Genomic DNA, 25,702 nt, shown 5'->3' on the forward strand with positions numbered 1-25,702 from the left:
TTAATAATAATAGTCTATTTGAACCCGGTCATTCAAGATTAAACTCGCCGCACCATTATTCGTTGGATTGTAGGTTAAAGTTGTCCCACTGACAGATAGTGCTGTTTTTGATATACGGACTCCATTGATAAATAATCGAATGGTTGAATTGACATTGGGCGTTTGCGTTAAGGTAAATGTCGTTTGGCCAGGCGTAGCGATTGTATATTCATCGGAAACAAATCGCACCAAACTATAATCGGTATTGATAAGCGCCTGACTTACGGCAAATGTGCCATTTCCCTTCAACATCCCGGTTAAACTAATCGCACCCGTTCCGCCACGGGCAACCTGAATGGTTGAACCATTCCAAGTTCCGGCCGAAATATTATTCACGGCATTCGAAGTACCGTTTAAAGTCAAATTACCATTGACAATCAGCGTTGAACCCAAAGACGTAGGGCCGTTGGTACCCAACGAGCTAACAAAAAATCCATTCGTACCATTTAAATCATTGGTTGCGGTCGTTCCTGTAAAGGTCTTATCTCCGGCTATGAGTTGATTGGTGGTCAGGTCAACAAAGTTTTTGGTCGAGGAACCCGTTCCTCCATTCGCAACCGAAACAGTTCCCGAAAGCGATGAGACGGGAATGGAAGCCCAAGTAGCCGTCCCACTTCCGTTCGAGGTTAAAACAAAACCTGACGTACCATTCGTATTGGGATATAAAATTCCCCCGGCCGTTAAGGTTCCTGCAATGACCGTATTTCCAGTCGCAGCAGCTACAGTCATTTTTGATGCACCTACTGCCAAATCCCCTGAAAATGTTTTCGCACCAGCGACCGTTTGGGCCGTTGTCAAATCCACAAAATTCTGCGTGGCAGAACCTGTACCTCCTTTGGCAACCGATAAAGTTCCCGAAAATTTAGCGTCAGTGACAGCGCCGCTGGCCAATTTCACCGTCGTAATGGCATTATCTGAAATGACTGGCGCCGCGGCCGTCGTCCCTGTTCCTCCTAAATCTCCCGCCAAACGCAAAATTCCATTCGTCGTCGTTGTCGCATCGGCCGCAATGGGAATCACCACAGAACTATTCGTGCCCGAAAGGGTAATCGTAGAACCAGATAAAGATAAGGTCTGAACCTCCGTGGTCACCGAATTTGCCGGCGCCCACTGCGTCCCATCGTATTTTAAGACTTGCCCCGTGGTGGGAAGCGTCGAACTCACTGTTTTTCCTTGAATTTTAGCGACCAAAGGTGACGCTGCCGTTCCTCCTAAATCTCCTGCTAAACGCAAAATTCCATTCGTCGAAGACGTCGCATCCGCAGCAATCGGGAGCACCACCGAACTATTCGTTCCCGAGATTGTCAATGTCGAACCGACCAAACCCAAGGTCTGCGTTTCTGTCATGATCGAATTACTCGGCACATAATTTGTCCCATCGTATTTCAATACCTGTCCGGTCGTTGGAACGGTCGTCGAAACTGGAACTCCTTGAATTTTCACAACGGAAGGTGCGGTAGCAGTCCCTCCCAAATCGCCCGCTAATTGTACCATACCGGATGTCGAACTTGTCGCGTTTGGTAGCACAACCGAACTACTCGTTCCTGAAATACTCAACGTACTTCCTGATAAACTCAAGACCTGTGTCTCGGCCAAAATGGAGCTATTGGGCACATAAGAAGTCCCATCGTATTTTAACACCTGACCAATCGCCGGTGCCGTATTTGAAACGGGAATTCCCTGAATCTTGACAACATTGGGAGAGGTAGCTACGCCGCCTAAATCGCCGGCCAACTGCACCTTACCCGTTGCAGAAGATGTGGCATCCCCAACCGCAGGAAGCGTAACGGAACTATTCGTACCCGAAAGGGTGACCGTGGTCCCCGTTAAAGATAAAGTCTGTGCCTCCGCCAAAACCACCGCATCCGGAACCCATGCCGTGCCATTGTATTTCAATACTTGACCCAAAGTAGGTGCGGATGAACTCAACGTCGCTCCTTGTAATTTCGCAATGATCGGGGCTGCAGCAGTTCCACCTAAATCCCCAGCCAATTGAACCTTCCCTTTCGTTGTGGCATCGGCATCTGCTACTGTGGCATTGGCCATAGCTGTCTGAACAAAGGATGTCGTCGCCAACGAAGTTGAATTATTGCCCGGTGATTGCGTTACCCCCGTAGAACCGGAAGGCAAATAAGGAGTTCCCGTAAACGTAGGGGAATTGATATCCGCCTTCGCATTCAATGCGGCTTGAAAAGCAATCCCCGTGGTGGCAAGATCCACATAATCTTTTACCGCTTTTGTGGATGGATATTTGGTGTCTGATCCCGCATCGTTAGCTACATTGGTCGATTTATTCGCTAGGGATTCTTTCAATGACAATCCGGGCACCGTAGGCGCCGTGGCCGTTCCTGCCAAATCCCCAGCTAATTGAACCTTTCCCGTGGCCAAAGTCGTCGCATCTGGAGTGCCCGTCGTCACCACATTCGTCATGGCATTATCCACATAGGATTTAACCGCTAATTGCGTTGGATACAAGGAATTACTCGGTTGGGAGTTTCCTAAATCAATCGCGGCTGATTTATTTGCTGCAAGTTCATAGACGCTCGTAATCGATGACAAGGCATTCTGCGTCGTTGAAATTTGATTTTGCAAATAACCGATTTGACCCATAATACTCGAGGACGTATTTTGAATCTGACTCACATTCTGTTGCAAACGAGTTTCATGATCATTCAAGGTATTACTCATCGACAACAACGTCGAACTATTTTGGTCCACCTGATCCGAAAGTTTCGAAATCGTTTGATCAACGACAATAAAACGCAAATTATTCGCTACTTGATTCGCCTCAATCTTGGCCGCATTTTCTTGCCCACCCACAACGGCTAAGCCCACATCGCGTTTCAAAGGATCTAGATCCTTGGGCACCAAATACCCCACATCATTATTGAATTGACTTAAATTTCTAGGCGCATCGCGAACATTCTTGTAATCGACCGACTCCGCATACAATGCATAGGGGGTAAATGTCAATTGCTGATTACTGACGTCAATGTAATTTCCTGTCCCGGTAAAATTAACCGCGACCTTTAAGCGCTTCAATTTTTCATCCCAAACAATCGCATCGAATTGCGAATAACGCGCAATACCTGTCGAAGCATTTGTCCCCAAAGCGGCTGTTGAATTTCCTGTACCAATCGTTAGATTGATCAGACCAAATTCATCCGTGGTCGTTTGTTGAATTTCTTCATAATCTATGCCCGCTTGCGAAATCAAGGTAAAACGAACCCATACTTTCCCTTTAGCCAAAGGCTGCCCAGCTATGACCTGACCGGGAATCTCAATCGTATTCGGATCCAGAATAACCGCCTGGTAATTCAAGCCTTTTTGTTGGCCCAACGCTCCCAACGAAATCAATAGCAATAATAAATATAAATGCTTCATGTGATTTTCAGTTTAGCGATTCAAACTAATACCCATCGAAATCGTCATGGGTAATAAATCCAATTTCCCCGTAGGACTTTGAGGCGAAAACAAACTTGCCGTCCGCCTAACCTGAGCGAATGCTCGCACATTGGGATTAATTGCCTTCGACAATTCAATCTGGTAACCCGCAAATATTTTAAAGCTGTTAAACTGGCTATCTTCCGTCAAAGGATAATAACGGTTTGACAACAATTGATTTCCCGCGATAAGCTGTTGGCCCATCAGCACTCCGGCTACACCCAGATTCCAACCTTTGTAAAAAGTGTATTTGGGACCCAAAGAAGCAGAAAACCCGACAAAATCAGTTTGGTAAGAAAAAGCAATTTGTTGCACATCTCCGATGGCATTGAGCTGGTGATAGTTGGCGCCGATGGCATAATGAAAATAACTCAGCGATTTGGCGAGCTTAGGCCGATTACTAAAGTAAATGGCGGATTTTGAAAACTTCGAAATAAGTCTAACCGTGTCTAGCAACACATGTTCGTGGGCAAGTTCAACATGCAATCCAGAGGAAGGTTTCATCCAATCAATCTGAACACCTTTAGAATTTTCGAATTGATATTGCGTGATGGCCGAACCGATGGTCCATTTCCAGGATTGTGCCTGCGCGACAAAGGGCGCAACAACGAGGTATAGTATAACGAACCAAACACCACATAGGTGCTTCGTCGAAGCTTTATAATATTTCATCTATCAGAACTAGGATTGAATTAAAATCAATAGGACTTTAACTCATATGTAGCTAAGATAGAGATATTTGAAGAGTTTTAAAAAGTTTACCAAGAATTTGATAAAATAAGCATACGAATACGAGAAAAAAAACGTTTGCCACGAGGGCACAACCCTGCCGGGGTATACGGCCAGTTTTTACCGCAAGTCGATGTTGTAATGCAAGCCTTTGTTTTGGCGCTGCGCACGTGCATGCTTGATGATCAAATAGGCAACATTGATCATATTACGCAATTCACACAAAGGAACCGTAATGCGCGACTGCTTGTATAATTCCTCATGTTCTAAATAAATCAACTCCAAACGATCGTATGCGCGTTTCAGTCGGCGGTCCGTGCGAACAATCCCCACGTAATTCGACATGATGGATTCCAGTTCTTTGGCCATTTCTGTCACAAGAACCAACTCCTCTGGATTACGTGTTCCCGCATCATCCCAATCCGGAATACCCACCGGCAGGACCTGCGTGCCATATTGACTCACTGATTTCTCAAACGCATTGTGGGCATACACGATCGCCTCAAGTAATGAGTTCGATGCCAAACGATTCGCCCCATGCAAACCCGTATGCGAACATTCACCCGCTGCATAAAGATTTTCAATATTGGTTTGACCAAAATGATCAACAATAATTCCACCACATAAGTAATGTTGGGCAGGAACAACCGGAATCATATCCTTCGACATATCCAATCCCAATTCCTTCAAACAATGCGCATAAATCATCGGAAAATGCTGCAAAATTTCTTCTTTGGGAATATGGCGCGTGTCTAAATACACATGGTCGACCCCATGAATTTTCATCTCAGAATCAATCGCACGTGCCACAATATCCCGCGGTGCCAAAGACAAACGCGCATCGTATTTCTCCATGAAGGTAGACCCATCTTGGTTCTTTAAAATCCCACCATGCCCACGAACAGCTTCCGAAATCAGGAAAGAAGGTTTCTTGCCGGGATTATAAAGGGCCGTTGGGTGAAATTGAATAAACTCCATCCCCTGAACAAAACCTTTGGCTCGATACGCCATGGCAATTCCATCCCCGGTGGCAATGGTTGGATTGGTGGTCGATTGGTATACCTGACCGATTCCCCCGGTGGCGAGAAGCGTTGTCTTTCCCAAAAAGGTTTCTACCTGTTTGGTCTTTTTATTCAAGACATACACACCATAACATTGTTTGCCTGGGGTATCTTTCGTTACTTTTTCTCCTAAATGATGTTGGGTAATTAAATCAACCGCAAAATAATGGGTAAAGAAATCAACCGATTCAAAGGATTTTACTTTAGCTAAAAGCGCACGTTCAATCTCATTTCCTGTCGAATCCTTGTAATGTAAAATACGTTTATCGGAATGCCCACCTTCTTTAACTAAATCAAAAGAGCCGTCGGATTTACGATCAAAATCCGTCCCATAGGCAATCAATTCACGAAGACGTTCCGGTGCTTCCCGAACAACCATTTCGACAACCGTACGATCGCTGATGAAATCACCCGCTACCATGGTGTCCTCGATATGCTTTTCAAAGGAATCATCCGTATCCCAAACCGCTGCGATTCCGCCTTGTGCGTATTTGGTATTGGTTTCTTCGGCGATGGTCTTGGTGATCAGCGCAATCTTGATGGGAATATTTCGATCCGCAAAGTGCTGTGCAACTTTCACCGTATAGGATAAACCAGCTATCCCTGAACCAATCACAATAAAATCATACGTAGGCATCCTGTCTTCGATTTTCCTGCAAATTAACCAAAAAGCGCATTGGAAATGAAATGTAGATAATTTATTGTAGTTTTGCGCTTGAAAAAAATTAAACCCTTTAAAATCAACCTTATCTACATGGAATCTTCCAACAACACTTCTAAAATTGCGCTGATTGTTTTAGCAGTCTTAACTGCAGTTCTAGGCGTACTCTATTTCCGTTCGAATCAATTAAATAACGAACAAGCAACAACAATCGAAGAAAAAGCAACTGAATTAGCGAATACGCGTACATCATTGGATTCAATCTCGACTCAATTAGATGCCAAAATCGCTGAAATCAAGTCTTTAGGTGGACAAGTAGCTGATTTAGAAGCTTTGAAAGTTCAATTGGAGCAAGATAAATCATCCTTGAAACAATCGAATCATGCAACGATTGCATCTTACGAAGCGAAAATCAAAGAATACAATTTGGTCTTAACGCAAAAAGATGGCGAAATCGTAGAATTGAAGAAACAAAATGGCATTTTGACTGAAAGCAATCAAGTATTGACGACACAAAATACCAACCTAAACAACGAGAATACAGGTTTAAAAACGCAAAACAAGTCGTTGTCTGATACATTAAACGAAACTGCTGCGAAGAACAAAGAATTAGCGCGCAAGGTTAGCATAGCTGCCGCACTGAAAGCACAAAACTTACGCGTATTGGCTGTTAATGCGAAAGGAAAAGAAACAGAGCGTGCTCGTTTGAATGGCAAGAAAATTGAAAAATTGAAAGTTGTTTTCTCTTTGGCTAACAACCCAATCACGAAATTAGAGAACAAAACAATTTACGTTCGCGTGATCGATGGCGAAGGCGCTACACTTTCTGACGAGGCAATCGGATCAGGAAAAGTAAACGTGAATGGCAAAGAAGTTATTTACACGACGAAACAAGTAATCACATACACAAACGACAACCAAGAGGTTAGCGTTGTTTACCCACGTGGTGGCGTTGCTTACAAACCAGGTAGATACACCGTAGAATTAATCGCGGAAGGATTTACCGTGGGTGCGGGAACGTTTGAAGTGAAGTAAGAATTAAGAGTTTAGCGTGAAGAGGTAAGAGTTAAGGGTTGATGCAATCAATTCATAATTCTTACCTTTTTTTATGCTTTTCAAGTTTGCCACCAAACATCTTCTAGATTCAAGGGAGGTTATCACCTATAAGGTTTTAGAAAAATATCCCCCCAGCAGTAAGGTCTGCTTCGGATGAACGCTTGATAAAGTCTAGCGCTAAAACCATCAAAAACCAAAGCCAAAAGAAAGGGGCTAAAAAACAAAAATAGTGAAGGCCGAAACCAACACTATTTTCTACTTACACACTTTTCGAGATGGTGCCTGCCACTTAAAAACTCAACACTAAACTCTTACCTCTTACCTCTCCACTCTTAACTCTTAACTCTTACCTCTTAACTCTCCACGCTTACTTCTTCTCCCACCACCACTTCGAAAAGCTCTTCGTAAACAGAATACTCGACCCAATCGTCTGATTGATTTGATAAGAGTTTAAAGACCCCGCAAGGGAGGTTTGCACGTTGCGGTTATACGTCTTCAAACGCAAAGAACCATCCCGATTCATAAACCATTCCAGGGCCCAATCACCCAATAATAACTGTGGACTTGTTTGATTTCGCGCATCGGTAAATCCTCCACTCCGTGTGATACGAAGTCGGTCATTGACATTGTAAGAAGCCCGCAATTGCAAATTCGATAAAATATCTTGATTCAATACGCCACCGCCTAAATACACGTCCACGTTCAAATCCTTATCTATTTTTGACGCCAAATTACTCAACTGGTTTGAGAGCATTTCCGTGAAATTCCCCATCAAATTACTAATCGCTATACCCGAACCTCCGAACGGCGAAACCAATTGGCCAAATAACAATACGTTACTTACCTGACGGGTCAACTCCTGTTCATCCGTTTTGATCCGATTCGCAAAGGCCGTCACGGCACCATTCAAATGCACATCTTTGGGGTAATCTCGAATACCAATATCAAAAGTAATGTTAGGCGACAACAAACGATTCTGCAAATTGATCGTCACATCCACCGGGTATCTTCGCTTAAATTCCGGCATATTACTTTTGTTGGTCGTATCCAACAAAATCGGGAACAAGGAAGCATATTGCGTATAAATCGCCTTAATATCAACATTGGCCTCCAAGGGATCTCCCTTCCAGGAAATCTTAGATCCGCGCTGAATTGCAAACTTCTTATTGATCAAATTCTGAAGCGTAAATGTATAGTCTCCTTGATCAATCGCATAATCCCCATTCATCTTAAAATCACCTTTTTTATCCAAGGTCATCTTAATATTCCCCATACCGTACACGCGCATAATATCTCCCTTCTTGGCATCAAATTGCACCTCCCCATAAGCTTCTGGAGTCAAGGATAAATTAAGATCCATCGTGATACCATCTTGCTTCAATTGGTTCACCAAAGGCTTTTGCGTCAACTCGGCCTCAGCAGCTAAGGTATGACTATAAAATGCATAATCACCTTGATCCATTTCCTCGTATTCACGGTCTAACGGAATAAACAATCGAGTCCCGCGATCACTTTTTAAGTCGGCAGATATACCCAATTGATCCAAGGTCCCCCGTATGGCAAATGGCCCCGTGGCATAGCCCGTTCCATAATAAATGGACTTGGAGGTTCGCGCCGTATTCAACAGTTTGTAATGATTCAAATCTGCCTTTAAGTCTAATTCAAAAGGACTGATTTTCGGGAAAGCCAAACGGGCATTCATCCGAGCGGTGTTCCCTTCGGGATCCTTTAACAACCAGTTTTGACCCAAGATTTGCCGCGATTTAAACAAGACCGTATCCGCAAAAAGTATCCGCGTATTTAAGTAATCAAAAGTTGTTTTCCCATTCCGCACAATGATTTTACCGTCCAAAATAGGTTCCTGAAAACGACCACCTATGTGCAATTCACCGGAAGCATCCCCTCCCAAATCGGAGAATATCCCCTTCGCAAAGGGCTCCAAAATCTGTAGATTCGTCTTATTCAATTCGGCGCGAACATTCAATTTCTCCGACTCCTCAAAGGGACGATAGGTGCCACTCACCGACAATACGGATTCACCCAAACGATTTAAATGGTAATTCAAATCCATGAGTTGGGAAGTAGCATCATACGTTCCTACCCCCTGAAAATCGCCGATGTAAAACTTGTCTAAACGCAAGGAATCCAACAATAACCAAGAATCTAACCGCGTGTTTTGATACCAGTTTTGTAGACTAAACTCTGCATTCATTTCTCCTTGCACCTTCGTGGCAAAGAGCGGAGCTAAAGTCCCCAACTGAAACTTATTCACCTTCAATTTCAAGGTTTCCGTTGAGTCCAACGAGATACTTCCCTGCAAGGCGATTGATTGCTTTTTATTCGAAATCAACACATGTTCTGCACGCAAAACCTGCCCTTGAATCCGGACCCGATTTTCAGGATCAATTGACCAATCCTGCCCGAGAATACGCACATAGGAATCCTTGAACTTCAACGATAATCCATCTTTTTCAAACCTCCACAATCCACCCAAATGGGCCATATTCTCCTCCCCTTGTTGCTTGAAATCTAAGCCAAAATTAATGCGATCTTGATCCCACAAGGCGTCCAACTTGAAGTTTTCCGTAGGCGTTAAAAAGTTCAATTGCTGTTTGCGGGATTGAAAAATTAAGCTTGACGAAACCTCAGGACCACCCAAGTATTTCGAACTTTGGAAGGAGAAAACCGATTGGTAAAATTTATAACCGCCTAAAACAAGTGTATCTGGATAGGCCTCAAGACTTACTTGAAAACTACGCCCTTTGGTAATATTTCCTGAAAAAACAGTGTTGTGCGCAACGCCCAAAGACGGGTAAAAACGCTTGAGCAAAGGAGCCGCATCGTGGCAAACGATGGTAAAATCGGCACCATACCGACTGTCCGTATCATGCACCTTTTTGGCATAATAGGCATTCCGTTCGAGTTCATTTTTCTGAAAATACAATTGATACTCTTCCCACAATTGCCCTAATTCGGATTGCAGTCGGCTAGGCACAAAATCTCCATTCACTTCCACCGATACAAAAGGAGAATTTAATACGTAATGTCGCTTAGCACCTGCTCGGAAATCCGCATTGAAGGTCACCATATCCATGGCCAAATCCTCCATTTTGGGCTTTTGAATATAGACATCCTGGAAGAATCCTCGGCCGGTTAAATCATCCCACGTGTTTAACGCGAAATCAATCTCAAATCCTGATTTCAAGCGAATAGGCTCTTTAGTGAAATGTAATTGCGCCAAATCTGCTCGTTCGACTTTCCCATCCAATTGATACGTGGGTTTCGTTTGTCGGAGATTAATTTCCCCCGACATGTTCGCAACCAAATGTGAATCTTTCACAGCAACGGTCCCCTTGAACAATTGCTTCTGTAAATTCCCTTTTAAACTGACACGTTTGTAGGCATAGCGATTGAAGTTAATCTCCGAAATCATGCCATCGAAATCGACATTCGCCGACTGATTTGAAAAGCCGGTCCCTTTGATTTTAGCAGCCAAATCGATCGTACCTAAATATTCTTCCAGCACCAGCAGTTTCCCTAATTTAAACTTCCGCAAAGCTACCCGACCCTCATAACCCGAAAAGGCCATCGAATCCTTTAAGCGCATCGAAACATCCCCTTCCATGAAACCTAAACCCGTGTTCGCTTGACCTGATGTCCGAAAATTCATGTTCGTTCCGTTGAACTTACCGGAAAAAGAAACAGGCCCTAAAATACGCATTTTATCTGCGGCAGGTTTCGAGATAAATACGCCCAAATCTTGAGGAATAAACAGCGAATTACGCATCACGAAATCCATTTGGGTCTTTGGAATCTCGGGTAAACCCTTGAATGAAAAATCACCGCGAAGTACACTTTTGGTACCAAATCCCAATTGGAAATTCTTCAAGGCCAATTTTCTAACCGTTCCCGACAATTTTCCTTGAGCCAGATAGACACCTTTGTATGGATACATGGCTTCGATGAATCGGCCGACATCATTCGAATTCAACCGCGTTTTGACTAGGTTGGCCTGCATATTCGCCTTATCAAACCATTGCGTTAAATCTTCTACATGCTTGTAATTCACTAAAAACTGATTGGCTATGTATGAATCATTGACGCTCAAATCCAATCGATCGAAGCGCATTTGCTTATCGCAAATCATGAAAAGCGTATTCATTCGCTTGACTTGCAGACGAGTCGCTTCGTGTTGTGCCTTAAACCCAACGGTTTCCAATCCAATGGTATCCCCTTTGGAATAAAACTGTTTTACTTTGGAATTAATATGGCTGATCGCAAAATGGGATAAATCAAAATGGGTTGACGTCCCGGTAGAAGGAACCTGCTCATCGTCCAGCAAAAATTGTCCTTCCACAACCTCAGCTTCCCGAATGATGAACGTTGTGGAACCCTTCGATGGCCCCGGCGAAATTCGATTAACCCAAGCGATAATCTGATCAATGAAGTGATTTAGGTTCACTTGCCCTTTCTTTTTCTCCAGCACCAAATGCACCCTAGGGCGCAGCAAACGGGCATAATCCAGGGTCGGCTTATCGCCACCTAAAAAGAGATCGCTGATGCTGAAATTTACGTCGAGATGTTCGATGTAAATCATTTCCTTGCCCCAAGGATCCTGAACGCGAAGTCCTGAAATACTTAATTCATCAAAAAATTTAACTTGAATGCCTTTGAGATCAACCGGATAACCCAATTCACGCTGAATGATCGGCTTGAAATAATTGGCCAATAACATCTGATTGGTCGGTGCCCGCAGGAGCAAAATGAAGGTAAAAATGAGCAAAAAGATTCCTACCAACCCGTAAAGGACTGATTTGGCTAGGATCTTTAGGTATTTTACCATGTTTATTTTTTTTGCCTTATTTTTGCATCCAATGAACTTACTAGCCATCGAATCTTCGTGTGATGAAACCTCTGCCGCCGTCATGGTCGATGGAGTATTGCAATCAAACGTTATCTCCACCCAACTCATCCATACGGAATGGGGAGGCGTGGTTCCGGAGTTAGCTAGCAGAGAACATCAAAAAGCGATCATACCTGTCGTACAGGAAGCTCTGCAAAAAGCAAATATAAACAAAAATGACCTGAATGCCATTGCCTTTACACGGGGTCCTGGTTTATTGGGTGCACTGCTCGTGGGGACCTCTTTCGCGAAGGCTTTATCCTTGGCATTGAACATCCCTTTAATTGAGGTAAATCACATGCAAGCGCATGTTTTGGCCCATTTCATTGAAGAACCCAAACCACAATTCCCCTTCCTTTGCCTAACGGTTAGCGGGGGACATACCCAATTGGTCTGGGTCAAAGATGCACTCCACATGGAGGTCATCGGCGAAACACAAGATGATGCCGTTGGCGAAGCATTTGACAAAACCGCAAAGCTCATTGGCCTCCCTTATCCGGGTGGACCCTTGATTGATAAATTAGCGCAAACAGGTAACCCCGACCGCTTTCCATTTTCCCTAGGTGAAATGCCGGGATTGAATTTTTCTTTCTCGGGAATCAAGACGCAAATTCTCTATTTCCTTCAAAAAGAAACGCAGAAAAACCCCGCATTTGTCGAAGAGAACAAGGCTGATATCTGTGCGTCCGTTCAGAAAAGCCTCATCGATATGCTGTTACGAAAAGTGAAGAAGGCGATGAAAGAGAAAAACTGCAAGCAAATTGCCATCGCGGGTGGCGTTTCGGCCAACTCGGGCCTCCGCAGCCGACTGAAAGAAATGGGTGAAAAGGAACAATGGGATGTCTTTATCCCAGCATTTCAATATTGCACGGATAATGCCGGCATGATCGCCATGGCTGGCCAATTTAAATACGAAGCAAGTGAATTTACGGATCAGGATGTGACGCCTTTGGCGAGGTACTCGCTGTGAGTTCTTTGGCAAACCTTACAGGATTGCCAAAGTTTGAGGCGCTTTTGCGCCGATTCCCTAAGCTGAAGCCTAGGGCTAAAAAATAGGTTAATAACCCCAGGTTTCAACCTGGGGACCGAAGCGGAGCATCGCTACACCAAAGCCTTCAACGCATTCCAGAATTCCATCTTCAAGGCTTTCTCCGCATCTGTCAAGGTCGAAATCAAACGCGGGAAATAATACACTTTACTCGTGCCCAGCTGATGAATTTGATTCGCTTGCAAACCGGCAAGCGTTTGCTCTCCCAAGAATATATAACGGGTTGGCGCTGTTTTTGACACAAATTCCTCCAAGGAAACTTGAATTTGATCGGCATCTAAAATCGACCAATCCCCTTGCGGCAAAGTCAATGGCGGCGCCGAAAAGATCAATTGCAATCGGGATTTCTCTGCCTCCGTGATGGAACCAATGACTAACCAAGGTGTCTCAATGGAAGGAACTCCTACCTCAACCACCTCCTCTTCGGGCATAACAGGTGCTTGATCTAGCTGCTCCAATGGACGTTCCCACGTAACCCAATAGATCACCTCATTCTCATACAAAGCAGCTAAATCAATACCTTCTGTCATCTTAAGCTAATGAACCGCGCAACACACAAGCCTCACGATCCGGGCCTGTTGAAATAAAGTTGATCGGTAAATCTAAATGTGTCTCTAAAAATTTAATATACGCCGAAAGTTCAGCTGGCAATTCCTCAAAACGACGCATACCCTCTAACGAGCAATTCCATCCTTTTAGGGTTTCATAAACCGGCTTCACTTTGATATCCGTAATCTCAAATGGAATTTGATCCGTAATCGTACCATCTGGCATTTCATAACCTGTACAAACTTGAATCTCTTCAAAAATATTCAAGACATCCGCTTTCATCATAATCAATTGAGTCACTCCATTGATCATCATCGCATATTTCAAGGCTGGCAAATCGATCCATCCACAACGACGAGGACGTCCTGTCGTCGAACCAAACTCACGACCTTCTTGACGCATACGCTCTCCTACTTCATCCTCTAATTCCGTTGGGAACGGTCCCGAACCTACACGTGTTGCATAAGCCTTGAAAATACCGAATACCTCACCGATGTTCTTTGGCGCAACACCTAAACCTGTACAAGCTCCCGCCGTAATGGTATTCGATGAGGTTACGAATGGATACGAACCAAAATCAACGTCCAATAAAGAACCTTGCGCACCTTCAGCTAAAATCGTTTTACCCGCCTGAATCGCATGATTCACGGAATACTCCGAATCCACCAAATGGAATTCCTTCATGAAGGCAACCGCCTCAAAGAATTCTTTCTCAGCGGCAGCTAAATCATATTCAAATTTATATACATCCAAAATCGCCTTGTGACGATCCACCAAGGCATTGTATTTCGCAGAAAAATCTGGGGCAATCATATCACCCACGCGCAATCCTTGACGTGAAATTTTATCTGTGTACGTTGGCCCAATTCCCTTCAAGGTCGAGCCAATCTTCGCATCGCCCTTCGCTTTCTCATACGCAGCATCCAATAAACGGTGCGTAGGCAAAATGATCGATGCTTTCTTCGAAATCTCTAAATTCTTGCGTAAATCCAAATTGAAATGCGCCAACCCATCAATCTCCTTTTTGAAGATAATCGGATCTAACACGACTCCATTTCCAATAATATTCTGAACTTCTTGACGGAAAATTCCCGACGGGATTTGATGCAAAACGTGCTTAAAACCATCAAATTCAAGTGTATGGCCCGCATTAGGTCCACCTTGAAAACGCGCAACTACCTGGTAACGAGGTGCCAAAACATCCACAATCTTTCCTTTCCCCTCATCACCCCATTGTAAGCCTAATAATACATCAACTGCCATAATATGAATATAAATGATAAATAATTACTCGTGTGATTGAGCCTGGTATTGATCCCGCGACTCACAATTTTTCTTTGTACATGACCCATAAAAAATCAAGGAATGGTGCATGACATTGAACTCCAACATCTCACCAACCAAACTTTGAATCGTCTGCACACGCGGATCACAAAACTCAGTCACTTTGTGACAATCCGTACAGATCAAATGATCATGCTGCCGACGGCCATACGATTTCTCAAACTGCGCTTGATTACGCCCAAATTGGTGTTTGACGACCAAATCGCACTCCACTAACACGTCCAAGGTATTGTAAACCGTCGCGCGCGAAACCTGATATTTCTTGTTTTTCATGGAGATATATAACTCCTCCACGTCAAAGTGATCATCGCGCAAATAAATCTCTTCCAGAATAGCAAAACGCTCCGGCGTCTTCCGCAGACCCTTATTTTCTAAATAAGCTGTGAAAATCTTTTTAACCGAATCGAACTTCTCTATGGCTGCAGACATTATTGAAAAAAAACAACGTAAAATAAGCAAAAAAAACGGAAATATGCTACTTAATCTTCCCGCGCAACTTCAATAACTCCCGCGACCATTTCCAATTCAGATACCAAGTTTTCCAAATGCGACGTATCCTGAATCATCAAGGAAATCTTACCCTCAAATAAGCCATCTTTTACGCCGATCGACAAGGCGGTAATGTTCACCTTCAACTCATCCGATATAACACGTGTAACATCATTCACCAAACCAACTCGGTCGATTCCGCGAATGGTCAACTCCACCACAAAGGACATTTGAATCTGACTTGTCCACTGTGCCTTAATCACCCGATCGCCATGTCGAGACAATAATTCCGGCGAATTGGGACAAGTCGTCCGGTGAATTTTAATTCCTTCGTTGATCGTCACAAATCCAAACACCTCATCCCCGGAAATCGGGTTACAACATTTCGCCAAGGTATAATCTACCTTGTCCATGTCCTCGCCGATCAACAAGATATCCGACTCCTTGCGATTCTTTTCCACTTGCTGCATCTCCTTTTTAAAGGATTTGCTATCCACAATCGGTGCCTTGATGGACTTCTCCGCTTGCTTCCGCTCATGCATTTCCTTGTCGGACTTCCAGTGCTTCAACTGGTCAACTGAAATATAGGCCTTGCCAAATCGATAGAACAAATCATTGGCATCCTTCGCATTGAAATATGCCCGCAACTGATTCGTCAATTCCAAAGTTAAATTCGGATAACCCAAATGCTTTAAGCGCGCCTCCACAACGTCTCGCCCCTGAATCAGATAACCTTTATTGTCTTCTTTGATGCAATCCTTGATACGTGCTTTGGCCTTCGTGGTAGTCACAATCCGCAACCAATCTTCAGATGGCTTTTGCTTGGAGGATGTGAGGATCTCCAACTGATCTCCATTGCTTAACTTATGCGAAAGTGGCACCAATTTGCCACCTACTTTGGCTCCGATGCAATGTGAACCCACCTCCGAGTGAATCTCAAAGGCAAAATCCAAGGCCGTTGCACCCGCTTGCAAAACAACAAGTTTTCCTTTGGGAGTAAAGACAAATACCTCCTCGTGGTAAAGTGAGTTTTTAATATCGTCAACTAGCTCAACGGCTGATTGGCTCTTGTCATTCATTTCCAAGGCCTCCCGAACCTGGCTTAACCAAGATTCAAACGCCTGCGAAGTCCGCGTATCCGTTCCTTTGTACTTAAAGTGGGCCGCAACTCCCTTCTCCGCAATCTCGTCCATACGCTTCGTACGAATTTGCACCTCCACCCAGCGACCTTCTTTATCATTGCCAAAGGGCATACTCATCACCGTCGTATGCAGGGACTCGTAACCATTCGATTTAGGCGTGGAAACCCAGTCTTTTAAACGACTTGGATTAGGTCGGTAATGATCGGTGACGATACTATAAACCTCCCAACACTCCCCTTTTTCTCGCTCGACTGGCACATCCAATACTACCCGGATCGCAAATAAATCGTAGATTTTCTCAAACGGTGTGTTCGATTTCTTAATCTTATTGTAAATGGAATAAATGGATTTCGGTCGGCCCTTGATCGTATATTTCATCCCCCGTTCATCCAAGGATTTCTTGATCGGACGAATGAATTGATCCACAAAACTCTCGCGGTTTTGCTTATTCTCCATCAACTTATGAGCGATTTCCTTGTAAGCCTCCGTCTCCGTAAACTTCAAACCTAAATCCTCTAATTCCGTTTTAATGGCATTCAAACCCAAACGGTGGGCCAAAGGAGCATAAAGATAAATCGTCTCGGATGCGATCTTCAATTGCTTTTCCTTCGCCATGCTTTCGAGCGTCCGCATGTTATGCAAACGATCGGCTAGCTTGATCAAAATTACCCGAATATCATCCGAGAGCGTCAATAACATCTTCCGGAAATTTTCGGCTTGTTGGGACGTCCCATACTCAAACGTCCCCGCAATCTTCGTCAAGCCATCAATAATCTGTGCAATCTTAGGATTGAACATCTTTTCGATTTCCTGCAAAGTTGTATCCGTATCCTCCACCACATCATGCAACAAAGCCGCGATGATTGATGTAGGTCCTAAGCCGATTTCCTCCACACAGATTTGCGCAACTGCTAGGGGATGATAAATATACGGTTCCCCCGATTTACGACGCATTTCTTTATGTGCCTCGGCAGAAAGTAAAAATGCTTTCTTGATTTCTTTGGCATCATCGTCTTTTAAATACGGTTTCGCCGTACGCAAAAGCTTGCGATAACGCTTTAATATTTCCAGACGTTCTGCTTCTAAATCTATCTTCATGGCTTTATTTCGCTTGAATTAACGCTACGGCCATCGCCGAAATCCCTTCTTGTCTTCCTACAAAACCTAGACCTTCTGAAGTTGTCGCTTTGACCGAAATTTGATCGATGTCGAGTTCCATCACAATGGCTAAATTTTCCTTGATCGAAGGAATATGTGGGTTTAATTTCGGTTGGTCTAACACCACCGTCACGTCCACATTGCCCACTTCCCAGCCTTTTTCACGAATCATTTCGAGCACTTTTTTTAACAATAAGGTTGACGCAACGCCCTTCCACATCGGATCTTTATCCGAAAAGTGATAACCGATATTGCGCATGTTCGCAGCGCCCAAGAGCGCATCGCACAAGGCATGACAAACTAAGTCCGCATCCGAATGGCCTAGTGGCCCATAATCACTGGGAATTTCCACTCCGCCCAAAATAAACGGTCGGCCTTTTACCCAACGATGTACATCATACCCTTGTCCTACACGTATTTTCATGATTATCCTTGTTTTAGATAAAGCAATGTATTCTTTTTCCCTTGAACAAACAGTTTATTTGCCCATGCTTGTACTTCTTCTAACGAAACAGCTGCAATATGCGCTGCTTCCGTATTCACAAAATCCACATTCCCCGCATTCGCCGCCATCGCTAAATTCATTGCTCGATTCAATACCTCCACCTCCCCGAATACCAAGGACGCCTCCGCCTGATTTTTCACACGTTGCAAGCCCTCCGCATTAATGTCATTTTGAACAAAATCTTGTATGGCATCAAGCAAAAGCATTTCGGCGTGCGCGACATCTACCCCTTCGCAAACTTGACCCGAAACAACGAGTAAACCCGGATCCATGGAACCCGTCAAAGAAGCATGCAACGAATCAAAAATCCGCTGGTCTTGCACCAAGGCATTGTATAAATAGGATGACTCATTCCGCCCTAATAAATCGGAAAGTAAATCAATCGCGTGGTAACCTGAATCGTAACGTCCCACCACTGGGTAGGCAATATAAATTCGATTGGAAGGCACATCGGCCTTGATTTCCATTCGTCGGTCTTCATCCTGAACTGGCTCCACAGGCAAATTCCGCACCGGTTTCACGCCTCCTGCGATCGGCCCGAACCACTTTTCAGCGAGTGTTTTCACCTCCTCAAAATCCACCTTTCCCGCAACCACTAAAATGGCATTGCTCGGCACATAATGCTTTTGGAAAAATGCCTTCACATCTTCCAAGGTAGCCTCCTCAATGTGTTTAATTTCTTTACCGATTGTCGCCCAGCGATACGGATGTTGCTGGTAAATCAACGGACGAAATTTCAACCAAACATCGCCATACGGTTGATTCAAATAGCGTTGCTTGAATTCCTCGATGACGACTTTGCGCTGCACTTCCAAGGATTGAGGATTGAAGGCTAATGACAACATGCGATCAGACTCCAACCAAAACGCCGTCTCCAAATTTTGGTAAGGCAAGGAAATGTAATAATTCGTTAAATCTGGGGTTGTAAAGGCATTGTTTTCGCCACCCACCGACTGCAATGGCGCGTCATAATTGGGGATATTCACCGACCCGCCAAACATCAAATGCTCAAATAAATGGGCAAAACCCGTCCGTTCCGAATCCTCATCCCGAGAGCCTACATTGTAAATGACATCCATCACAGCAAGCGTTGTGCTGTGATCCTCATGTACAATCACATGTAGACCATTCGATAAGGTGAATTGTTGGTAGGATATCATGAGGCGGGTTCGAAAATTAAATAGAAACAAAAGTAAAAAATTAGGCCTAAAAACCACACCACTTTCCTACTTTTACAGACCAATATTTACTGATGCGCATCGTCTTATTTTTCTTCTTTTCAAGTCTTACGTTTTTGAGTCCGGCCCAACTCCTGCAGGATCCTTCTTCCAGAAGTCTTATCTCGCAGGGATTGAACCACTTATACCAATACAATTTCAAAGAATCGACGGAAAATTTCAACGCGATCAAAGCTACGCATCCCAAACATCCAGCCGGCTATTTATTATCGGCCATGCAGTATGAGCAGCAATTTTTCCCATTAAAAGATCATCCCGCACAAAGCAGAGCCTATTTGGCCTTCCTAGAATTGGCCTATAATTTAGCGCAAGAGGCATTTGACCGAAACAACAACGACCTAGACGCATCCTTTTTCTGCACGGCTTCCTTGGGATTTTTAGCGGCCTACGAGGCCGACAATCAAAACTTCATGAAGGCGGTTTCCTACGCACGAAAAGCCTATTCCTTTATGAAAATAGGGATTAAGAATACAGAACGCCAACCGGAGTTTTTGTATTCCTCGGGTATCTACAACTATTATCGCGTAGCGTATCCGGACCTCCACCCCATCATCAAACCCCTGATGTTCTTTTTCGAAGAAGGAAATAAACGAACTGGTTTGGCCATGCTCGAGGCGGGAACGCGCAAAACGATTTTTGTACGCAATGAGTCCTTATTCTATTATAGTTACGTGTTCAATAAATACGAAGGCACACCTCAAAAAGGCTTGCCTTACAACACACAATTGATTCAACAGTTTCCAAATAACCATTGGTACATCTTACAACGCGCTGAATTATTGACACTTGCGGGACAATACGAAGCGGCTGACCCCTATATCGACCAATTGGAAAAAATCAATTCCCCCTATTTCAAAGGAGCGGCACATGTATTCCGAGGCATACGCGAGGAATTTGGGAACAAAAAATATGCCTTAGCCGAAGCTTATTATGCCAAAGGGATCGCACATCCCTGGGAGGAACGTTTTACCAAAGACATTCATGGCCTTGCCTTGTTAGGAATAGCCCGACTTGAAAATCGGAAAGGTAATAAGTCGAAGGCCATCCACTTTGCAAAAAAAGCGGGGGAATTTGTCGAGTACAAAAACTCCATCGAGGAACAAAAAAGACTGCTTAATCTTCGCTAGCTAAAACCGCTTGCTCATAAGCAAAGGTTTTTTCAAAGGCCTCCGCGATGGGAGTCAATTCAAACGGAATATGTTTACGCAAAGCTGTTATATCCAAGGAAACTTGTTGGACGTCCGTTGGCATCGCCTCCATAAACTCCACCTGAAAATGGGGTAATCGGTTTTTAACCAAGGCAATAATTTCGAGCAATGACATCGTCTGACCCGAGCCAATGTTCAAGGTTTGATTACTAACACGAGCCTTGAATAAATCCATAATCGCGCGCGAAATGTCCTCCGCGAACAAGTAATCTTTGGCCTGTGAACCATCACCCCAAACGACTAAACTTTCCCCGCACAATGCCTTCCGAATGGCGATATTCATTACACCCTGCGTCGCTGACCGATGATGTAAACCAAAAGGATTCGACAAGCGTAAAATCAAATAATCGATCTGATATAAATTGGCATATAAACGAATGTAATGCTCGACGGCCAATTTAATAATACCATACGAGCTAATCGGTTGGCAGGCCTGCGACTCCTTTTTATGCGTCGGCAATTCATTTCCGTACACCGCACCACCCGAAGACAGATACAATAAATTCGAGCATTCATGTTGCTTCATCACCTCCATCAAACCGATGGTGGGCAATAAATTTGTCTCCACGTCGCGTTGAATATTTTGCGTCGAAAGGGCCGGAATGATGGAACTTGCAAAATGAAAAACATGCGTAAAACGATGTGTTTCAAACAAATGATTCAAGGTTTTTACATCGGAATAATCCCCTTCCACAAATAAAACATCGGGAAAATGAATCGAAGTTTCGGGAATTTTTTGAGTTAATACGACCAGTTCAGGTGCACCCTCACGCATGTGTTGCTGGACATAATCTAAGAGATTAAAGCCTAAAAATCCGGCACCGCCAACAACGAGAATTTTATCCATGCGCTTTTAATGTGAAGCAAAAATAGGGTAAATTCGTATAAAATATAGCCCTACCATGAATTTGCTGATTGCCCGATCGAATTTCCATTCTTATTCCGAGACCTTTATCGACGAGCAAATCAAGCAATTAGCCCCTTCGGAGGTGCTTTATGAGGGATGGTTGCCGAGTAGAACCTACAGCGGAAAGTCCACATACCCATTCCCATTATCGCTATTAATCGTTCGTGGTACCTTGCGGAATCTATTTCCAGTTTTTTTCAAAAAGATCTATCAGCATTTTTTAATCAAGTTCCTGCGCACGAATCAAATCGATGCATTTCTCGCGAATTACGGTCCTTTGGGCGCGAATATCTACGAGGCCTGTATCGCTGCGAATATCCCTTATTCGATTGTGTTTTTGGGATTTGATGCGAATGAGAAAAAGACGCTGACGCAATACCATGCTGCATACAAGGACATGTTGCCGCGAGCACAAGCGGTTATTGTAGTGGCACAATCCATGCGGGAAAATCTGGAAGCGATTGCAGGTCCTTTAAATAATTTACATTTCATTCCTTGCGGGGTGGATACAGCAAAGTTCAAACCGGCAGGTTCAAAATCGGATGCATTTACCTTCATTTCCGTGGCACGTTTTGCGGAAAAAAAAGGACCGATTCATAGCCTGCGTGCATTTACAAAGGTATTCCAACAAATTCCCAACGCGCGTTTATTGATGGTGGGCGACGGACCCATGTGGGAGGAAGCGAAAGCTTATGTGGCGGACAACCAGTTAGAAAATCACGTATTCTTTTTAGGTGCCAAATCCCAAGACGAATACTTGCCATTATTGCAGTCGGCGCATGTATTCATCCAACACTCCATCATCACAGCTGCAGGAGATTCCGAAGGAACACCTGTCGCGATTTTAGAAGCGGCTGCCTGTGGCCTGCCGACAGTTTCTACCCGACATGCGGGAATTCCGGATGCGGTAATTGAGCAAGAAACCGGTATTTTAACCGATGAACATGACATTGATGCCATGGCGGAAGCTTGTATTTACTTCGCGCAAAATCCCTCAGAAGCCCTAAATATGGGCGCTGCAGCCCGCAAACATGTATCTGAAAAATACGATGTGGTCAAGCTCAGTCAAAAAATCAAAAGTATTTTAAAATAAGTGTATTTTTGTCCCTTATTCGAATAATGCATGGGAATCGTCATACGGCAAAGTCTTAAAGCCTCCATCGTCACCTACTTGGGGACGGCGATCGGGACGTTCAATGTCATTTTCCTGTACAATCAATTTTTAAATCAGGATGAGGTAGGCCTAATCGCAGGTGCTTTGGTCAGCATTCCGTTGATTTTTGCGTCCTTTACCCAACTTGGAATTCCTCAACTAGCGGTTCGATTCTTTCCGCATTTCGATGATCCGGAAAATGGCCATAATGGCTTTTTTACCTTCTTATTGATTTCGCCGCTGTTTGGTTTGAGTCTATTTACCTTGGGGTACATCGGATTACGCGAAACGTTTCACAGCATATACGCGGATACATCACCGTTATTGCCGCGCTATTTTTATTACATCATTCCACTGACAGCCAGTTTTCTGTACATGGCTATTTTGGAAGCTTATGCCCGGGTGCATTTGCGGATTGTGGTTCCAGCGATTATTCGTGAATTGTTGTTACGCCTATCTAACTCAGCTTTGATCTTAGGCTTTGGCTTGGGCTATTTGAATTTAGACCAATTGGTCCTAGGCATCACACTTTCCTATGCGTTCGCGGTGATCGGATTGTTGATCTATATCAAACAATTAAGACGTTTCTATACGCGCTTCGACTTCTCTTTTCTGCGTAAACCCGTATTCAATGAAATGTTGCAATACGGCGGTTGGGTTATTTTAGCCGGCGCGAGTTTCACCTTGATTCAACACGTGGAGAAAATTATGTTGCCAGCCTATGCGGGTGGTTTGGGAACGACGGCCGTGTTTGACATCAATTCACGCATGGGCTTGATGATTGCCATCCCGCGGAATGTAATTGCGGCGATTAGTACGCCTATTTTGGCACAGGCTTGGAAGCGGGAGGATCATGCACAAATCGCCGACATCTATAAAAAATCATCGGCTAATCTGTTATTAGTTGGCTGTTTTCTATTCTTAGGCATCTGGTGTAACCTGGATTTCATCTACCAAATCATTCCTAATCACGAGGTCTATGAGGCCGGGAAGTGGGTGGTTTTGATGGTGGGGATCAGCAAGGTCATCGACATGGGAACCGGCTTAAACTCCGAGATTTTAATCAATTCCAAATACTACCGCTACGACCTCGTGTTTTACCTGATTTTAGCGATCGGAATTGTCGTGGGAAATTTGATTTTCATCCCGATGTATTCGTATAACGGTGCGGCGCTCGCTTCACTAATTGCCCTAGGCGGTTACAATGCCATCAAGTATTTTTTCCTTTGGAACAAAATGGGCATGCAGCCTTTTGATATCAAAACGCTTGGGATTATCCTGTGTAGCATCGTGATTGGCTACATCGTTTTGGCGATCCCCGTGTTTAGCGACAATTGGTTTTTGAATGTGGGGATACGTTCCACAGCAGTTACGGTGCTATTCTTTTTGGCTTGTTGGGCCTTCAATTTATCCCCCGACATTCGCCAATTGATTGAAAATAAATTAAAGAAATGAAGTTGATGTCTTTGGCGGGAGGTTTGCCGCATTATTACAATTTGGTATTGAATAAGCTCCAAAAGGAAATGGGGGTTGAGGTGTGTGTGGTCGTTCCATCTACCAAAGGAGCCACCTTAGGAGCAGGGGTATTCGAGAGCAAAGATGGCATCGAGTTCAAGGTTTTTTATCAAGAAGAATACACGACTTATTACGGCAAGAAATTCTTCAAAGGTTTGAAGGAATTAATCCTGCAGGAAAAACCGGATGTATTGATGGTCAACTGGCCTTACCAGGCAGCCTTTGTCTTTTACCCCGGTTGGTATAATTTCTTGCGCCGAAACAATGTCGCATTGGTTTCCAAAGAGATTCCTTTTCAGGTTCCACATTACGATCAGGCGATTTCCTATTATTTGAATGGTGGGGGTGTGACGGAGAACAATCAGGCGCACCAACAAAATAAATCGTTGTTGGCGCGTTTCAAATTCATGATTGTACGCGAGACCCGTCGGCTTTTTAGCAATTTGGTGGATGCGCATATAAACTATTTGGATGAGGCGGTGGCGATGCATGCGTCCTATGGTGTACCTGCGGAGAAGGTTTTCGTGACGGCAAATTCGCCGGATACGGATGTGATTTTTGAACACGTTGAAGCCTTGAAAGATGTCAAATCGAATTCCTTTCGTTTGTTACACATTGGTCGGCTGGTCAAATGGAAGCAAGTAGACGTGTTAATCGAAGCAGCGATTGCTTTGCAAAAGAAGTACCCCCAGACAGAACTCAGCATCGTAGGTGATGGACCTGAGTTAGAGGCCTTAAAAGCGCAAGCAACCGGCTACGATTTTATTAAATTTCACGGAGGCATTTATGACATGCGTGAATTAGGCCAAATAACATGTGAGTCGGGCATTTATGTCTTGGCCGGCATGGGCGGTTTATCCATCAATGAGGCGATGTGTTTCGCCAAACCGGTCGTTTGTTCTGTAGCAGATGGCACAGAAAAACGATTGGTCCGCGAAGGATATAATGGACACTTTTTCGAGTCTGGTTCGGTGGATAGTTTAGTAAGCGTCATCGAAAAACTCTTTGCAAATCCTGATCAAATCGCAATCATGGGCAGGCGTTCCCAAGAAATCATCCAAAACGAAATCAATATCCATACGGTATTAGGGAATTACATGGAGGCGTTTAAGTACGCGATTGCTGCGCAATCGCGTACAGTCGCTAGTCACTAGTCACTAGTCGCTCTTTGGCAATCCTTACAGGTTTGCCAAAGTTTGAGACGCGGAGCGTCGATTCCATGCATTTCTAACCCCAGGTTTCAACCTGGGGCTCTAGAGGTTTTAACCTGGGGACCTGGAAAATTTCGTATGACGATCATCCCGCTTTTCAGCCTTCGGCTGAGCCCTAGGCTAAAGCCTAGGGTTATCAATTATTAACCCCAGGTTTCAACCTGGGGCTCTAGAGGTTTTAACCTGGGGACCTGGAAAATTTAGTCTGACGACCATCCCGCTTTTCAGCCTTCGGCTGAGCCCTAGGCTAAAGCCTAGGGTTATCAATTATTAACCCCAGGTTTCAACCTGGGGCTCTAGAGGTTTTAACCTGGGGACCTGGAAAATTTAGTCTGACGACCA

General features: G+C 44.2%; 17 protein-coding genes. 6 read left to right on the plus strand and 11 right to left on the minus strand.

Annotated elements, in window-relative coordinates:
- The 3 genes from PQG45_RS08150 to nadB all read right to left on the minus strand — a co-directional run bounded on the left by PQG45_RS08150 (position 1) and on the right by nadB (position 5,910).
- The gene (locus tag PQG45_RS08150; protein WP_316070668.1) at positions 1–3,423 is read right to left on the minus strand and encodes a hypothetical protein; all 3,423 of its coding nucleotides are present in this window, start codon (positions 3,421–3,423) and stop codon (positions 1–3) included.
- Positions 3,424–3,435: 12 nt separating this feature from the next.
- Complete coding sequence (locus PQG45_RS08155) at positions 3,436–4,155, minus strand: hypothetical protein (protein ID WP_315577134.1); 720 nt, start codon at positions 4,153–4,155, stop codon at positions 3,436–3,438.
- 177 nt (positions 4,156–4,332) lie between these two features.
- Entirely contained in the window at positions 4,333–5,910 is a 1,578-nt protein-coding gene (gene nadB, locus PQG45_RS08160; protein WP_316070669.1) for an L-aspartate oxidase, read from the minus strand.
- A gap of 117 nt (positions 5,911–6,027) precedes the next feature.
- Between nadB and PQG45_RS08165 the strand changes: the two genes are divergently transcribed.
- Complete coding sequence (locus PQG45_RS08165; RefSeq protein WP_315577132.1) at positions 6,028–6,969, plus strand: hypothetical protein; 942 nt, start codon at positions 6,028–6,030, stop codon at positions 6,967–6,969.
- A gap of 388 nt (positions 6,970–7,357) precedes the next feature.
- Here the strand turns inward: PQG45_RS08165 and PQG45_RS08170 are convergent, their stop codons facing one another.
- Positions 7,358–11,833 (minus strand): translocation/assembly module TamB domain-containing protein, encoded by a 4,476-nt coding sequence (locus PQG45_RS08170; protein ID WP_316070670.1) that lies wholly within the window; start codon positions 11,831–11,833, stop codon positions 7,358–7,360.
- A gap of 31 nt (positions 11,834–11,864) precedes the next feature.
- Between PQG45_RS08170 and tsaD the strand changes: the two genes are divergently transcribed.
- The gene (gene tsaD / locus PQG45_RS08175; protein ID WP_315577130.1) at positions 11,865–12,863 is read left to right on the plus strand and encodes a tRNA (adenosine(37)-N6)-threonylcarbamoyltransferase complex transferase subunit TsaD; all 999 of its coding nucleotides are present in this window, start codon (positions 11,865–11,867) and stop codon (positions 12,861–12,863) included.
- Between the two features lie 131 nt (positions 12,864–12,994).
- Here tsaD and PQG45_RS08180 read toward each other — a convergent pair whose 3' ends face one another.
- Genes PQG45_RS08180 through PQG45_RS08205 form a run of 6 tightly spaced genes read right to left on the minus strand, consistent with a single transcriptional unit; the run spans position 12,995 to position 19,288 of the window.
- Positions 12,995–13,471, minus strand: a complete 477-nt coding sequence (locus PQG45_RS08180; protein ID WP_316070671.1) for a hypothetical protein — start codon at positions 13,469–13,471, stop codon at positions 12,995–12,997.
- Between the two features lies 1 nt (position 13,472).
- Positions 13,473–14,753 carry an adenylosuccinate synthase gene (locus PQG45_RS08185; RefSeq protein WP_315577128.1) on the minus strand — a complete coding sequence of 427 codons (1,281 nt, stop codon included), beginning with the start codon at positions 14,751–14,753 and terminating at the stop codon, positions 13,473–13,475.
- A 24-nt stretch (positions 14,754–14,777) separates the two neighbouring features.
- Positions 14,778–15,263 (minus strand): Fur family transcriptional regulator, encoded by a 486-nt coding sequence (locus tag PQG45_RS08190; protein ID WP_315577127.1) that lies wholly within the window; start codon positions 15,261–15,263, stop codon positions 14,778–14,780.
- 50 nt (positions 15,264–15,313) lie between these two features.
- The gene (locus PQG45_RS08195) at positions 15,314–17,563 is read right to left on the minus strand and encodes a RelA/SpoT family protein (RefSeq protein ID WP_315577126.1); all 2,250 of its coding nucleotides are present in this window, start codon (positions 17,561–17,563) and stop codon (positions 15,314–15,316) included.
- A 4-nt stretch (positions 17,564–17,567) separates the two neighbouring features.
- Positions 17,568–18,047, minus strand: a complete 480-nt coding sequence (ispF, locus tag PQG45_RS08200) for a 2-C-methyl-D-erythritol 2,4-cyclodiphosphate synthase (RefSeq protein ID WP_315577125.1) — start codon at positions 18,045–18,047, stop codon at positions 17,568–17,570.
- A 2-nt stretch (positions 18,048–18,049) separates the two neighbouring features.
- Positions 18,050–19,288 carry a M16 family metallopeptidase gene (locus PQG45_RS08205; protein WP_316070672.1) on the minus strand — a complete coding sequence of 413 codons (1,239 nt, stop codon included), beginning with the start codon at positions 19,286–19,288 and terminating at the stop codon, positions 18,050–18,052.
- A gap of 92 nt (positions 19,289–19,380) precedes the next feature.
- On the opposite strand from PQG45_RS08205, the gene PQG45_RS08210 reads away from it, so the two are divergent.
- Positions 19,381–20,493, plus strand: coding sequence for a tetratricopeptide repeat protein (locus PQG45_RS08210; RefSeq protein WP_316070673.1), 1,113 nt, complete (start codon positions 19,381–19,383; stop codon positions 20,491–20,493).
- Here the strand turns inward: PQG45_RS08210 and PQG45_RS08215 are convergent.
- The gene (locus PQG45_RS08215; protein ID WP_316070674.1) at positions 20,480–21,421 is read right to left on the minus strand and encodes an NAD-dependent epimerase/dehydratase family protein; all 942 of its coding nucleotides are present in this window, start codon (positions 21,419–21,421) and stop codon (positions 20,480–20,482) included. The two genes, PQG45_RS08210 and PQG45_RS08215, sit on opposite strands and share 14 nt — an antisense overlap.
- Before the next feature lie 55 nt (positions 21,422–21,476).
- On the opposite strand from PQG45_RS08215, the gene PQG45_RS08220 reads away from it, so the two are divergent.
- Genes PQG45_RS08220 through PQG45_RS08230 form a run of 3 tightly spaced genes read left to right on the plus strand, consistent with a single transcriptional unit; the run spans position 21,477 to position 25,303 of the window.
- A complete protein-coding gene (locus PQG45_RS08220; protein ID WP_316070675.1) occupies positions 21,477–22,574 on the plus strand; it encodes a glycosyltransferase in 1,098 nt (365 codons plus the stop codon).
- Positions 22,575–22,604: 30 nt separating this feature from the next.
- Positions 22,605–24,089 (plus strand): lipopolysaccharide biosynthesis protein, encoded by a 1,485-nt coding sequence (locus PQG45_RS08225; protein WP_316070676.1) that lies wholly within the window; start codon positions 22,605–22,607, stop codon positions 24,087–24,089.
- A complete protein-coding gene (locus PQG45_RS08230; RefSeq protein WP_316070677.1) occupies positions 24,086–25,303 on the plus strand; it encodes a glycosyltransferase family 4 protein in 1,218 nt (405 codons plus the stop codon). Before PQG45_RS08225 ends, PQG45_RS08230 begins: the two co-directional genes overlap by 4 nt.
- Positions 25,304–25,702: the final 399 nt, after the last annotated feature.

The organism is Aquirufa regiilacus, from assembly GCF_032470275.1.
Taxonomy (GTDB): domain Bacteria; phylum Bacteroidota; class Bacteroidia; order Cytophagales; family Spirosomataceae; genus Aquirufa; species Aquirufa regiilacus.